This window comes from Phycisphaeraceae bacterium, assembly GCA_040222855.1.
Classification (GTDB): Bacteria; Planctomycetota; Phycisphaerae; order Phycisphaerales; family Phycisphaeraceae; genus Mucisphaera.
The window spans coordinates 220,201-233,826 of the sequence record JAVKCD010000018.1 but is presented as its reverse complement, the minus strand read 5'-3'; the positions used below and the strand labels follow the sequence as shown (position 1 = coordinate 233,826).

Genomic DNA, 13,626 nt, shown 5'->3' with positions numbered 1-13,626 from the left:
TGGAAGGTCCATCGCCCGCCTTTGTCATCACCAGGCGACGCCGCTCCTCCCTACGGAACGACTCGCGACCCGGCACAACATACCGGGTAAGACACCGCATCGGAACTCCCCTTCACATGGTCGATCGCAACCTCATCGCCTCCCTCGAACTCGAAGATGATCTCGCACAACAAATGGTCGCCGAAGCCTTCGGCAGCGACGTCGCCCAAGGCGACATGGAAACTATTCTCGAAGGCGCTATCGCCGACTTCAAGCCCGGCTCCATCCTCAAGGGCAAGGTCATCGGCCACGCTGGCAACGACTTTCTTGTCGAGCTCGGGCTCAAGTCCGAAGGCATCCTCGATCGCAACGAGTTCGAGTCGCCGGAAGATGTCGAGATCGGCGACGTCATCGAAGTCCTCCTCGAAGAAGTCGAGACCGATGACGGGCACGTCTCCATCTCCAAGCGCAAAGCCGACCGCATCCGCGGGTGGGAACGCATCATCTCCGAGAAGGACGAGGGCGACACCATCTCCGGCCGTGTCATGCGGAAGATCAAGGGCGGGCTGCTGGTCGACATCGGCGTCCCCGTGTTCCTCCCGGCCTCACAGGTCGATATCCGCAGGCCTGCCGACATCGGCATCTTCATCGGCGAAACCATCGACGCCCAGATCCTCAAGATCGATACCGATCGCCGCAACATCGTCATCTCCCGTCGTAAGCTCATCGAAGACCGTCGTTCCGAGCAGCGCAAGTCCCTCCTCGAGCAGATCAAGGAAGGGGACATGGTCACCGGCACCGTCAAGAACATCGCCGACTTCGGCGCGTTCGTGGACCTTGGCGGGATCGACGGCCTCCTGCACATCACCGACATGTCCTGGGGCCGGGTCAACCACCCCTCTGACATCCTCCGGATCGATCAGAAGGTCGAAGTCAAGATCCTCAACATCGACTACGACAAAGAAAAGATCGCGCTCGGACTTAAGCAGAAGGAAGACTCGCCCTGGAAGGACATCGAGCAGAAGTACCCGCCCAACACCCGGGTCAAGGGCAACGTCACCAACATCATGTCCTACGGAGCGTTCGTGAAGCTCGAAGAGGGCGTCGAAGGCCTCGTCCACATCTCCGAGATGTCCTGGACCAAGCGCATCAACCATCCCTCCGAGATGGTCAATGTCAACGATGAGGTCGATGTCGTCATCCTCGACTTCAACAAGGACAAGCAGGAGATCTCGCTGGGCATGAAGCAGGTCGAGGTCAACCCCTGGGAACTCGTCGCCGAGAAGTACCCCCCAGGAACCGTCGTCGAGGGCAAGGTCCGCAACCTCGCCTCGTACGGTGCCTTCGTCGAGATCGAGCCCGGCATCGACGGACTGCTCCACGTCTCGGACCTCTCCTGGACCAAGAAGATCTCGCACCCCAACGAGCTGCTCAAGAAGGGCGACACCGCCCGCTGCGTCGTCCTGGAAGTCGATCAGTCCAAGCAGCGTGTCGCCCTTGGCCTCAAGCAGATGTCCGAGGACCCGTGGCACGAAGCCATCCCGTCGGCCTACCAGCCCGGCATGATCGTCCAGGGCAAGGTGACCAAGATCACCAACTTCGGCGTCTTCGTCGAACTCGAAGACGACCTCGAAGGTCTTCTGCACATCTCCGAGCTCTCTGACCACAAGGTCGAGAACCCGCAGGATGTCGTTGCCGCCGACCAGGACATCGAGGTCAAGATCCTCCGCGTCGATCTCGAAGAGCGCAAGATCGGTTTGTCGCTCAAGCGAGCGCAGTGGACCTCCGATCAGGAAGCCGCTGCAGACCGCGCCACCCCCGGAGCCTCAGCTCCCGAAGGCGGTGCCGGAGGCGGAGGCCTTGGCGGACTCGGTGGAGGTGATCACCTCGGCACCGACAAGATCACCTTCGGCCAGGGCGGGGCCAAGCCCCAGGACTGATCGAACACCACAATCTGACGCACCTCAAGCCCGCGGCAACCCCGCGGGCTTTTTTTCTGCTCACAGGAATCACCTCGACCCTTCCAGCGTTAATCTCAAGCCTGTCCGATTGATCCGATACCCCCACGAGTGATCCTCATGCACCGACTCCAGTGCGGACAAGTCTTCGGCGGAATACAGGACGAGGACACCGACCTGCTCTCCAACGCCGTGGAAGCCTCCCTCTACTCCGCTTCCTGCCAGGGCGGAAAAGGCGGAGACATCTACTTCCTCTCCGTTTGCAGGCAGGACGCCATCACGCGCATCGCTATCGCCGATGTCATGGGACACGGCGACCAGGTCTCCGACGTTTCGCAACTCGTTTACGAAGCGCTCCGCGACCACATGAACGACTTCGACGGACAGCAGGTCCTTGAGCAGGTCAATCGTGTCGCCGCCGACATGGGCATCAAAGCCATGACCACCGCCGCGCTGCTGGGCGTCTACACCGGCGACGACACCCTCCGATTCTCCTATGCCGGTCACCACCCCGCTCTGCTCCGCCGTGCAGGAGACAGCACATGGCAAAGCGTCGAGCCCGATCACGACTCTGACGCCGACAACCTGCCTCTCGCTGTATCCGCCGAGGCCAGCTACGACCAGCACGACCACGACCTGGGACCTGGCGACCAGCTCCTGCTCTACACCGACGGTGTGCTCGAAGCTCGCAGCCCCCAAGGTGACGAGTTCGGCCTCAGTCGTCTGACCTCAACACTCGCGACCCTCCCGCACGACAGCTCACTCCCCGACGCCAAAACGATCGTCATCGACGCGGTGAGACATCACGTCGATGGGCCACTCGACCACGACGACATCACCGTCATCGCCATCCAGCCGCGCCCCAAAGTAGCTCAGTGACCGCAGCCGCCCGCGCCTCGCCCGCATCCGCACCCGCCGCCCATCGGCAAGGACACACGCTCCGGTTTGGAAACCCGCACCATCCCCGCGGTTACCGCCCGTTCCACCGGGCTCTGGGTGGGCGTCTCTCCTGGATCGGCTTCATTGAGCACGCACAACTCACCCCACGTCGTCACCTCGTGACTCATCGGGTGCATGACCTCAACGCTCCGCCCGTTCGCCGGGCAGTGGTACTCATAAGTCGGCATGGTTTTAGTCTCCTGATGAACGCTTGATCATAGCCCTCACCCCCGAACCGCCGCCTGCCGGAGCATGTGATCCGCCAGCACGATCGCCATCATCGCCTCGCCCATCGGCACGAACCTAGGCAGCAGGCATGGATCGTGTCGACCCTTGGTCGCGATGGTCGTCGCCTCGCCCGAGCGCGTGATCGTCTCCTGCTCCTGACTCAGACTCGATGTCGGCTTGATGGCACACCGCATCACGATCGGCATCCCTGACGAGATCCCGCCGAGCATCCCGCCGTGGCGATTGCTCTGTGTGACGACACGGCCGTCCGCGTCTTTGGTCATCACGTCGTTGTTCTGCGTCCCGCGCATCGTTGCGACCGCAAAGCCCGCCCCGTACTCCACGCCCAGAACCGCTGGCAGCGAGAACATCGCCTTGCCCAGGTCCGCCTTGAGCTTGTCGAACACCGGCTCGCCCCAGCCCGCCGGCACCCCGGTCGCGACCAGCTCCGACACCCCGCCAATCGAGTCCTGTTCCTTCCGAACCCGCTCGATCAGCGTGATCATCCGCTCCGCCACCGCGCCATCCGGACAACGCACCGGCGTCGCTTCGACCTGCTCCAGCGTCACCGCCTCGGGCTCAGTCACCTCCGCGATGACATCCCCAACCTGCTTGACATAGCCCAGCACCGACACGCCCGCCCGCTCCAGGAGCAGCTTCTTCGCGATCGCACCCGCCGCCACTCGCGCCGTTGTCTCCCGCGCCGACGACCGACCCCCACCCCGGTAATCTCGAAAGCCGTACTTCGCATCGAACGTGTAGTCCGCGTGCCCCGGCCGGTACTTGTCCTTGATGTCTTCGTAATCCCGGGATCGCTGATCGGCATTGCGGATCAGGATCGCGATCGACGTCCCCGTCGTCACGCCCTCGAAGACCCCAGAAAGGATCTCCGGCTCGTCCGCCTCCTTGCGTTGCGTCACGATCTTCGACTGCCCCGGCCGCCTCCGCTCCAGGTCCGGGCGAAGGTCATCCTCGGTCAGTGCCAGCCCGGGCGGGACCCCGTCCACAATCACCACGTTGCCCGGACCATGACTCTCGCCAGCCGTCGTGATCCGAAACAGATGTCCGAACGTATTACCTGCCATGCTCTTAGATTAACGACCCCAGGCCAACCCCGTTACACACGACGCTCAGCATACTTACCCCAACGGGCCTTAGACGGTGCCATACAAGCCCGTCGGCCAGCAGCCATTGCTCACTGCCGCGCCATCGTCAACTGGTCCGCGAGGTTCTGCGTCTTGAGCCAGAACAGCGCCGCTTCCAGCTGAGGATCAAGACCCTCTTCCAGGATTTCCGACGCCATCACCGGCTCTTCACCCTCGGGGGCCTGATACTCGGTGGAACGCAGCACATCAGCCGCCTGACGCCGGAGCAGCGCCGCACTCACCTCGCCGTCGGTCATCTTCACCTCAAGGTCGGGCTCGATGCCCCACGTCACGGCCTCGGGCAGCCGGTGAATGATCCGGCCACTGGGGATCACGTAGTACTGCGTGGTCAGCTTCAGGAACGCCTTGCCCCGCGAGAGCGGGAACAGGTCCTGCACCGAGCCCTTGCCGAAGCTCCGCACGCCCACGACCATCGCACGCCCGTAGGCCTGTAGCGCCCCCGAAACGATCTCCGAAGCGCTCGCCGAGCCTTGGTTGACGAGCACGACGACCGGGAAATCGTCGTACGTCCGCCGACGCTTGGCCGATGCCTCGCCCGACTTCGTGCCCTTGCCATCGACGGTCCAGACGATCTTGCCCTCATCTATGAACCGGTCCGACACCTCGATCGCCGAGGTCAGCAGACCACCCGGGTTAAACCGCAGGTCCAGGATCAGCCCGCCTACCGGGCCGTTCTCGGAGATCTGTTGCACCGCAGCGTCCAGGTCCGCTGCCGTCCGCGGGATGAACTGTGAGATACGCACATAGCCGATGCGCCGCTCAGGATCGATCAGATAGTTCCACCCTCCGCCGGGCAGATGATCCCAGCCTCGCACCGAATCGATCTCGATCCGCGCCCGCCTGAGCGCGAAGTTCATCGGCTCGGTCTTGCCTTCACGCTCGACAGTCAACTCGACCGGGCTCCCCTCGGGGCCGGTGATCTCATCGACCGCCCGCGTCAGGCTCCAGGTCGACGTCGGCTTGCCATTCACCCGTGTGATCCGGTCTCCCGCCTTGATCCCCGCCGCCTGGGCTGGCGTGTTCTCAAGCGGGCTCACCACCACCAGCTCGCGCTCCTGGCGGCTGATCTGAATCCCCACACCCGAGAAGGTCCCCTGCGTGCTGCGCATCAGCGCCGGAACATCCACGGGCCAGATCACCGACGAGTAATCATCGAGGCGCCCCGTGATGCCTTCGGTCAGCTCGTAGAGCACCACCTGCCGGGGCAGCCGCACCGTCTGATCGTTCATCCCGACGATCCGGTCCGCCAGGCTGATCGCCTCGACGAAATCCATGCTGTACGAAGCCCGCTCCAGCGACGACTCCAGGTCAGCCAGGTAATCCAGATAACGCTCACGAGCGTCCTGATTCGCCATCCCCTTGAACGTCGCCGACAACGCCTCGGTCGCCAGCATCCGACGCATCCCGACCACGGCCTCGTGCATCAGGTCCCGATACCCCAGGGCCCCGACATGATCCACCGACGCCTGCCGCAGCGTCTGCCGGAGCATCGCCAGATCAATATCCTCGATCCGGTCACGCCAGTCGTCGTACTCGAGTTCCTCGCGGTCCTCGACATCATCCCCGCGCTCGATCGCCCGGGCCCGGGTCATCTCGTGCAACGTCTCTGGCACATACAACTGCAGCAGCCGTACATGCCCACCCGCTGCCTTCGATTCCTTCTTGTAGTAACCCTGATCCTCATACAGCAGCTTCAGCCGGTGATAGAGATTCAGCGCCTCGAGATAGTCGTGCTCCTCCATCGCCGCCGCGGACTTCGCCTTGACTTCGTCGATCAAATCGGCGACCTCAGGCTCCTGCAGCAGCCGCTCGGGCCGCTCACTCAGGCCATGGGCCTCGATCAGCGACACCATCGCCTTGTCCAGACGCCCCTCGTCGATCTGCTCGCGCATCGACTCGAGCGCCGTCTCAAGCTGCTCGCCCCGCGCCTCCTGCCGCTTCTGCTCCAGCGCCCGGCGGCTCCGCAGCTCCTCAATCAGCTCTGAAGCGTCAGAGTTCTGACGATAAGGCTCCAGCGCATCGAGCACCGCATCAAACCGACCGTGCCGCGCGAGCTGTGTCAGCTCATCCGGGGTGACCGGCTCAGCGATCTGGGCCCGCGCCGAAATCGGCCCGAGACTCGCCGCCGCCACCAGCAACCCGACGGCCATCACCGTCACTGCCAGCCACGCGGGGACCACTCCGCTCCCAGGTCGGTTCACGTTTCGGCGCATCAAGCACCCCTCCAGTGAAATGGATCAGGCAGATTCCTTGCGGGCCACCCGCAACTCCGCCAGCTTCTTCCCGGTCATCACAGCGTCACGATCAATCACGTACTTCCCGCCCTGATTTGCGGGCTCAGGAAGCTCGTACATCAGCTCCAGCATCAGCTCCTCGAGCACACCACGGAGCGCTCGCGCCCCCGTCTTGCGCTCGATCGCCTTCTCCGCCATCGCCAGCAACGCCTCGTCCGTGAACTCAAGCTCAGCGTTCTCCATGCTAAAGAAGTGCTGATACTGACGGATCAAGGCGTTCTTCGGCTCGGTCAGGATCTGAACCATCGCCTCTGCCGTCAACGGCATCAGAGGCGTGATGATCGGCAACCGACCAATCAGCTCAGGGATCATCCCGAACTGCAGCAAGTCCTCAGGCGTCACCTGCTCCAACACCTTCTCGCGATCATCCAACTGCTCATCGACCGACTGCTCAGAGGCAAAACCGATCGACTTGCGACCCAATCGCTTACGAATGATGTCCTCAAGACCCACGAACGTCCCCGCACACACAAACAGGATGTTGCTCGTGTCAATCTGAATGTACTGCTGCTCGGGATGCTTACGCCCACCCTGCGGCGGGACATTCGCCACGGTGCCCTCAAGCATCTTCAGCAGCGCCTGCTGAACACCCTCGCCCGATACGTCGCGCGTGATGCTCACGTTCTGCGACGTCTTGCCGATCTTGTCGATCTCGTCGATGTAGATGATCCCACGCTGCGCCGACTCCAGGTCGTAGTCCGCCGCCTGCAACAGCTTCAAGAGCAGGTTCTCAACGTCTTCGCCGACATACCCCGCTTCGGTCAGCGTCGTCGCGTCACCAATCGCAAACGGGACATTGAGCGTCCGCGCCAGCGTCTTGGCCAGCAGCGTCTTGCCCGAACCCGTCGGACCGATCAGCATGATGTTCGACTTATCAATCTCGACCGGGCTCTCCTTCTCCGCCGCGGCCAGCCGCTTGTAGTGATTGTGCACCGTCACCGACAACGCACGCTTGGCGATGTTCTGGCCAATCACATACGTATCCAGAAACTCCTTGAGCTGCCGGGGCGTCGGGATCGCACTGATCGCCGGTCGACCCGATGACACCCGCCGTCGCTCCTGCTTGAAGATGTTCTGGCACAGCTCGGTGCAGTTCGCACAGATGTACACGTCCCCCGGGCCCTCAACCATCGGGCCCACCTCACGAGAACTCTTCCCGCAGAATGAACACGTGGTCACTCGACGCCCGCGGAATCCGCTGTCGCCGCCATCGCCACCGTCGTTGCCGCCCCCGCTCGGTCCGCCTTTGCCTTTGGTCGTGTTCGCCATTAGTCACTTTTCTCGGCTGAGGTGTACCCACGGGCTCGGCCTTCCGACGCCGCCGGGGCTTGGATCGACGCTTCCCCACCGGCCCGTTAGCCGTCCTGGCCAACCAAGCCTATTAAGGGGTTGAGCGCACGCTCATAGTCTCTCAGGTTTCACTATACGCCCCGATCACCCCACTGCATACGTCCAAACCACGGTTATCGTTCCACCTTTTTCGCGATCACCGCTCAGCCCCGCGACCCGAATCCGCCTTACCCGACCCCTCCACGCCCCCATCCGCCGCAGCCCCCATAATCCGCCCCCGCATCGCCTCATACTCCTCATCCGTCAACTCGCCCCGCTCGTGCATCAACCTCAGCTCCCGCAGCGTAAATCCCCCACTTGGCAGCCGTGATCCCCCACGCCGACCCCGACGCGCCACATACACCCGCAGCACCGCCAGAATCACCCCCAACATGATCAGACAGACAGCCATGATCGCAAACGACCGGATCATGTCCCCGCTATTGAACGCCAGCATCATCGGCACAGTCGGTACGACCATCACCAACCCCCCATCTCCCCAGATCACGCCTTCTTCTTAGGCGACTTCTTCTTCGGCTTGCTCGCAGGCTTCTTCTCAGCCTCGCCAGCCTTCTCCGTGACCTTGGCCTTCTCCAGAATCATGTCCAGCGTCTTCTGCTCACGAATCTGCAGATAAAGCTGCTCGATCTCGCCACGCTGCATCATGTCCTGACGAAGCTTCTCGGGGCGACGACCCTGCTGCATCGCGATCATCGCGATCCGACCGTTCAACTCCTGGTCGCTGACATCAACATCCAGGTCCTTCGAGGCCTTGTCGATCAGGAAGAACTGCTTGAGCTGATGCTTCGACTCCGCTTCCGATGCCTCGCGCAGCTCCGCCAGCCTTGCCTGGATCTCTTCATTGGGAACCCCCCGGGATGACAACTCCATCGCCTTACGCTGCACCAGCCGGATCGACTGCCGACCGCTAATCTTCTCAGGCAGCTCGATCGAAACTTTCTCGTGAAGCTGATCGAGGACCTGACGGTACTGATCCTGCTGCTGCTCCTGCGCAATACGACCGACCGCAGCCTCTTTCACACGCTCACGCAGTTCCGCCTCGTCCTTGACGCCAACCTGAGGAATCACCTCCTCGATCGACGCCGGCTGCATCCGCTCGATCCGCTCGAGCTTGATGTCGATCGTGATCGCCTTCTCGCGAACCCGCTCATCCTCGTGGGACGCCGGGCCCGTCATCTCGATCCGCTCCACATCCCCTCGTGTTTTCCCGGCCAATCGCTTGCCCAGGTCAGCCACCACGATCCCCGCGACATGACCCTTGTACTCTGCCTTCTCACCATTGATCATGATGTAGGTCCCGGGGATGTCCTGCACCGGTTCAGCGTCTTCCGCCGGACCATGACCCTCGTAGACCTTCACCTCGGCCCACACAAAGTCCCCCTCCTCGACCTTCTCCCCGCCCGCCACCATGTTCCCCAACCGCTTTTGCAGACCCTCAATCTCCTCCGTCACGTCCGCATCCGTGACCTCACGCACCGTCTTGACCACCTCCAGCGAGTCGAACGCCGGCAACTCAAGATCAGGCGTCACCTCCACCTCAGCCGTAAACGTCAGCGATCCCGACTCCGGCAGCTCCAGGTCCTCGAACCCCGGCACATCGGGATCACCCAGCACATCCAGTCCCTCGTCCGCGATCGCCTGCTGATAAGACTGAGCCAGCAACTGATTCTTCACGTCCTTGCGGATCGTGTCAGCAAACCGCCGCTCCAGCAGCTTCCGCGGGGCCTTGCCCTTACGAAAACCCGGGATCACCGCCTCATCATCCAACTGCGAATAAGACGTCTCCACCTGCTCCGCGATCGTCTCGGCAGGAATCTCAATCGTCAGCCGCTTCAGAGCCGGACCCGCGTTCTCGCAGGTCACCTTCTGTTCCAGCCGAGTCTCCATCGCCGTCGAGCCCTGATCTTCGGACATAGCCATCTTTCCTCATCATCCAAGAGCCCACTTGAAGGGGCCCGTACGCCCGCAGGCGTATAGGTGGGGGGGGTAGGTGTAGTAAAGGGTCGGGAATTTTTTAGCCCGGCAGTATCCCTGACCCCGCCCCTTCCGTCAACGAGACCACACCCGCTCCGCACAGACCGCACCGCTACCCCCTGGCAGCCTCGATCCGCTCTGCCAGCACCGCGACCTGGGCCGCCAGCAACTCCAGCCGGGGCGTCTCCACCCCCGCCCCCCGCGCCGCCGCCAGTGGGGCCCCAAAAATCGACCCCGCCTCCAGCGTCCGACCCTCCTCACGATCCACCAGCATGCTCGGCCGGTAGGGCCGCATCCGCTCGGTCCGCTCCAGCATCTCCCGGATGAACCCCGCATCGATCGCCCGACCCGCAGCCCCCCGCGCCGCCGCCGCCACCTCCATCATCAACGCCTCCGCCATCCGACGCAGTCCCGGATCACCCATGATCACGTCCGTGGTCACGCCCAGCACCACCGACAACCCGTTGTAAGGCACGTTCCACACCAGCTTCTGCCACCGCGCCAGCACCAGGTCCTCAATCAGCCGCACCTCGATCCCCGCCGCCCCGAAGTCCGCCGCCACCCCCTCCATCACCTCATCCACACCACCCGCCGACCCATCCGCCCGGTACCGCCCCAGTCGCACATCCCCGTAATCCAAATGCACCACCTCCGCCGGGCCAACCTTATTACAGCACACAAAACACAACCCGCCCAGCACCCGATCGCCACCCACCACCGCCGCTGCATCCGCCTCCACACCCAACCCGTTCTGCATCATCACCACCGTCGTCTCCGGACCCACCACCGATGGCAACAACTCACGCAGCGCCTCGTTCGCCGTCGTCTTGAGACACACCAGCACCACATCACACACCGGCATCGACTCGGCCCGCTCATACACCCGCGCCGGATGCACCGTAAACACCCCATGCGATTTCGAATCCACCCGCAGCCCTCGCTCTCGAGCCACCTGCGCATCCGACCGCATCAAAAAGTGAACCTCAAACCCCGCCTTCGCCAGACAGCCGCCATAGAACCCACCCAACGCCCCCGTACCAACAACTGCATAACGCCTGCTCATCCAGCACATCCTACCGAACCTCTCAAACGGACTTACCACTTAAGCCTGTGAGACCAGCACCACAAACGTCCACTCCGTCCATGGCCGATCCCCCTCCAAGCCTCAGGCTCCAGGAAAGGAACGACCATGAAGCTCCTCACACGATCCCTCACCGCCGCGGCCCTCCTCGCCTTACCAGCCATGACATTGGCTGAAGAGCAGCAGCAGGACCTCGAAGCCCGCGTCGCGGCCCTCGAAGCCATGCTCGCCGAAGCCAGCAAGCCCGCAACGGAAAAAGACCCCGCCGAGGTCACCTTCCTCACCGGCTACGACAAAGGCTTCTTCATCGAATCCGCCGACGGCAACAACCTCCTCAAAGCCAACGCCCTCACACAGATCCGCTACATCTACGGCCACGCTGATCGAAACACCAACGCCCCGGAAGACACCTCAGGATTCGAGATCGCACGCACACGCCTCACCCTCTCCGGTCACGCCATCGACCCCAGAATCTTCTACTACCTCCAAGGCGGGTTCAGCAGCTCAGGCGGGGACTTCGACCTCATCGACCTCTTCGTCGGCTACCGCATCAACGACAACATCCAGGTCCGCATCGGACAATGGAAACACCAGTTCCAACGCGAAACCTTCCTCAGCCTCTCTAAGCTCAGCGCCGTCGATAAGTCCCTCGTCGCAAGCGGCATCCTCCCCGCCAAACTCGGCCGCATCCAGGGTATCGAAGCCCAGTACCGTGATGACCTCCACCGCGTCGTCATCACCCTCAATGAAGGCTTCAAAAGCTACAACACCTCACTCACCGACGAAACCTCCGATGTCGGCATCACTGGACGCTACGAGTTCAAACCCTTCGGCGAATGGAAATACCTCGCCGACTTCTCCGCCCCCCCCGGCGACCCCACCGGACTCCTCATCGCCATCGCCGGTCACGCCGAAGAAGGCTCCGCCTTCGCCGGAACGGCCGACATCACCTTCCAGACCGATGCCGGAACCAATGTCTTCGCCTCCATCGCGTGGCACGAAATCGACGACGCCGAGGCATGGGGCACCGTGCTCCAGGTCGCCCAGTTCGTCGCCGACAACATCGAACCCTTCCTTCGCTACGAGTTCGGTCAAAGCTCCGGGGCCTCCGACCTCTCTGTCATCACCGTCGGTTCCAACGTCTACTTCTTCAAAGGCAACGTGAAATTCACCGGCGACCTCGGCTACGCATTCGACGCCGTCAGCGGAACCTTCGACAAATCCAGCATCGGCTGGATGACCGATGACCCCGGCTCCGACGGACAGATCGTCTTCCGGCTCCAACTCCAACTCAAGCTCTGACCACACCACCACTCGATCCGCACATCTCAATCCGCTAACCTCCCAAGCGGACGCCGGAACCAACTCCGGCGTCCGTTTTCTCGATCATCAACACAGCAGCTCACAACCCCATGAAACCAAGCCGCTTCCTCGCCACCGTCCTCCTCGTAACCCTTGGCGTCTCCTCCGCCCTCGCCCAGGACACCACCGATCGAGACAACCCCCAACCTCAACCCTCCTTCCTCCACGGCTACGACAACGGCTACTTCATCAGCACCACCGACGGCGACAACCTCCTGCGCTTCAACGCCGGCCTCCAACTCCGCGCTACCCACGGCCGCACCGACCGCACGTCAACCCGCGGCGACCAGCTCAACCGCCTCGAAGCCCGCAGAACCCGCCTCAAACTCTCCGGGCACGCCCTCAACCCCAACCTCTTCTTCTCATTCCAGACCGACTACTCCAGCAGAACCGACAACTTCGATCTCATCGACGCCTTCGTCGGCTACAAGCTCAGCGACAACCTCCAGGTCCGAATCGGCCAGTGGACCCACCAGTTCCAACGTGAAACCTTACTCGGTGCCTTCAACACCTCCGCCATCGACCGCTCCCTCGTCGTCCTCTCTATCCTCCCCGCCACCTCCAACCGCATCCAGGGCGTCGAAGCCCAGTATCGCGATGACCTCCACCGCGCCGCCATCAGCCTCAACCGGGGCTTCCGCAGCTTCGACACCGCCATCTACGACACCGACGACGCCTCACCCGCCATCACCGCACGCTATGAATACAAGCCTTTCGGCGACTGGAAAGCCCTCAACGATTTCACCGCCAAACCCGGCGACCCCGAAGGCCTGCTCCTCGGCGTCGCCGCTCACCTCGAAGAAGATGACGCCATCGCCTTCACCTCCGACGCCACATGGCAAACCCAGACCAACACCAACCTCTTCGCCTCGCTCGGCTGGCACAGCATCAACGACAATCAGGTCACCGGCGTCGTCCTCCAGGCCGCCCAACGACTTAATCAGAACATCGAACCCTTCCTCCGATACGGGTTCGCTCACGCGGACAACGCCACCGATGACCTCAACATCATCACCGCCGGAACCAACATCTACTTCATAGAACCCCACATCAAACTCTCCGCCGACGCCAGCTACGCCGTCACCCCTGTCTCATCACAGTTTTCACAAAGCTCCCTCGGCTGGAAAGCCGACGACCCCGGCCAGGATGGCCAGTGGGTTCTTCGCCTCCAACTCCAACTCCGCTTCTGAGATTAAAGCCACTATTTTCTCGATCTTTTCTGGCGAAAGTCATGTCACCAGCTATAGTTAGATACACGCTACAGGTTCATTAACCGAACCCAACCCCCCTAACTT

The 13,626-nt window shown here is 62.4% G+C and carries 11 protein-coding genes; 4 read left to right on the top strand and 7 right to left on the bottom strand.

Annotated features, from left to right (window positions below):
• Positions 1–116 precede the first annotated feature (116 nt).
• Both RIG82_04635 and RIG82_04630 read left to right on the top strand, forming a co-directional pair.
• Positions 117–1,919 (top strand): 30S ribosomal protein S1, encoded by a 1,803-nt coding sequence (locus RIG82_04635; protein ID MEQ9460216.1) that lies wholly within the window; start codon positions 117–119, stop codon positions 1,917–1,919.
• A 138-nt stretch (positions 1,920–2,057) separates the two neighbouring features.
• On the top strand, positions 2,058–2,816 hold the full coding sequence (locus RIG82_04630) for a PP2C family protein-serine/threonine phosphatase (GenBank protein ID MEQ9460215.1): 759 nt from the start codon (positions 2,058–2,060) through the stop codon (positions 2,814–2,816).
• Here the strand turns inward: RIG82_04630 and RIG82_04625 are convergent.
• The 7 genes from RIG82_04625 to RIG82_04595 form a co-directional block, all read right to left on the bottom strand.
• Complete coding sequence (locus RIG82_04625) at positions 2,810–3,064, bottom strand: hypothetical protein (protein MEQ9460214.1); 255 nt, start codon at positions 3,062–3,064, stop codon at positions 2,810–2,812. The genes RIG82_04630 and RIG82_04625 overlap by 7 nt on opposite strands.
• Before the next feature lie 36 nt (positions 3,065–3,100).
• Entirely contained in the window at positions 3,101–4,189 is a 1,089-nt protein-coding gene (gene aroC, locus RIG82_04620; GenBank protein MEQ9460213.1) for a chorismate synthase, read from the bottom strand.
• 110 nt (positions 4,190–4,299) lie between these two features.
• Entirely contained in the window at positions 4,300–6,483 is a 2,184-nt protein-coding gene (locus RIG82_04615; protein ID MEQ9460212.1) for a S41 family peptidase, read from the bottom strand.
• Between the two features lie 24 nt (positions 6,484–6,507).
• Positions 6,508–7,833: an ATP-dependent Clp protease ATP-binding subunit ClpX gene (clpX, locus tag RIG82_04610; protein MEQ9460211.1), complete on the bottom strand. Its 1,326-nt coding sequence runs from the start codon at positions 7,831–7,833 to the stop codon at positions 6,508–6,510.
• A gap of 217 nt (positions 7,834–8,050) precedes the next feature.
• Positions 8,051–8,374, bottom strand: coding sequence for an SHOCT domain-containing protein (locus RIG82_04605; protein ID MEQ9460210.1), 324 nt, complete (start codon positions 8,372–8,374; stop codon positions 8,051–8,053).
• Between the two features lie 23 nt (positions 8,375–8,397).
• Positions 8,398–9,828 (bottom strand): trigger factor, encoded by a 1,431-nt coding sequence (tig, locus tag RIG82_04600; GenBank protein MEQ9460209.1) that lies wholly within the window; start codon positions 9,826–9,828, stop codon positions 8,398–8,400.
• A gap of 172 nt (positions 9,829–10,000) precedes the next feature.
• The gene (locus RIG82_04595) at positions 10,001–10,951 is read right to left on the bottom strand and encodes a putative 2-dehydropantoate 2-reductase (protein MEQ9460208.1); all 951 of its coding nucleotides are present in this window, start codon (positions 10,949–10,951) and stop codon (positions 10,001–10,003) included.
• A 126-nt stretch (positions 10,952–11,077) separates the two neighbouring features.
• Between RIG82_04595 and RIG82_04590 the strand changes: the two genes are divergently transcribed.
• Entirely contained in the window at positions 11,078–12,271 is a 1,194-nt protein-coding gene (locus RIG82_04590) for a porin (protein MEQ9460207.1), read from the top strand.
• Positions 12,272–12,381: 110 nt separating this feature from the next.
• Positions 12,382–13,521 carry a porin gene (locus tag RIG82_04585; protein MEQ9460206.1) on the top strand — a complete coding sequence of 380 codons (1,140 nt, stop codon included), beginning with the start codon at positions 12,382–12,384 and terminating at the stop codon, positions 13,519–13,521.
• Positions 13,522–13,626 lie beyond the last annotated feature (105 nt).

What these genes read in the sequence shown, in the direction of transcription:
- RIG82_04615 (MEQ9460212.1), bottom strand. Translation starts at nt 6,483, where the DNA reads ATGCGCCGAAACGTGAACCGACCTGGGAGCGGAGTGGTCCCCGCGTGG.
- clpX (MEQ9460211.1), bottom strand. Translation starts at nt 7,833, where the DNA reads ATGGCGAACACGACCAAAGGCAAAGGCGGACCGAGCGGGGGCGGCAAC.
- tig (MEQ9460209.1), bottom strand. Translation starts at nt 9,828, where the DNA reads ATGTCCGAAGATCAGGGCTCGACGGCGATGGAGACTCGGCTGGAACAG.
- RIG82_04590 (MEQ9460207.1), top strand. Translation starts at nt 11,078, where the DNA reads ATGAAGCTCCTCACACGATCCCTCACCGCCGCGGCCCTCCTCGCCTTA.
- RIG82_04630 (MEQ9460215.1), top strand. Translation starts at nt 2,058, where the DNA reads ATGCACCGACTCCAGTGCGGACAAGTCTTCGGCGGAATACAGGACGAG.
- RIG82_04605 (MEQ9460210.1), bottom strand. Translation starts at nt 8,374, where the DNA reads ATGGTCGTACCGACTGTGCCGATGATGCTGGCGTTCAATAGCGGGGAC.
- RIG82_04635 (MEQ9460216.1), top strand. Translation starts at nt 117, where the DNA reads ATGGTCGATCGCAACCTCATCGCCTCCCTCGAACTCGAAGATGATCTC.
- RIG82_04625 (MEQ9460214.1), bottom strand. Translation starts at nt 3,064, where the DNA reads ATGCCGACTTATGAGTACCACTGCCCGGCGAACGGGCGGAGCGTTGAG.
- RIG82_04595 (MEQ9460208.1), bottom strand. Translation starts at nt 10,951, where the DNA reads ATGAGCAGGCGTTATGCAGTTGTTGGTACGGGGGCGTTGGGTGGGTTC.
- aroC (MEQ9460213.1), bottom strand. Translation starts at nt 4,189, where the DNA reads ATGGCAGGTAATACGTTCGGACATCTGTTTCGGATCACGACGGCTGGC.
- RIG82_04585 (MEQ9460206.1), top strand. Translation starts at nt 12,382, where the DNA reads ATGAAACCAAGCCGCTTCCTCGCCACCGTCCTCCTCGTAACCCTTGGC.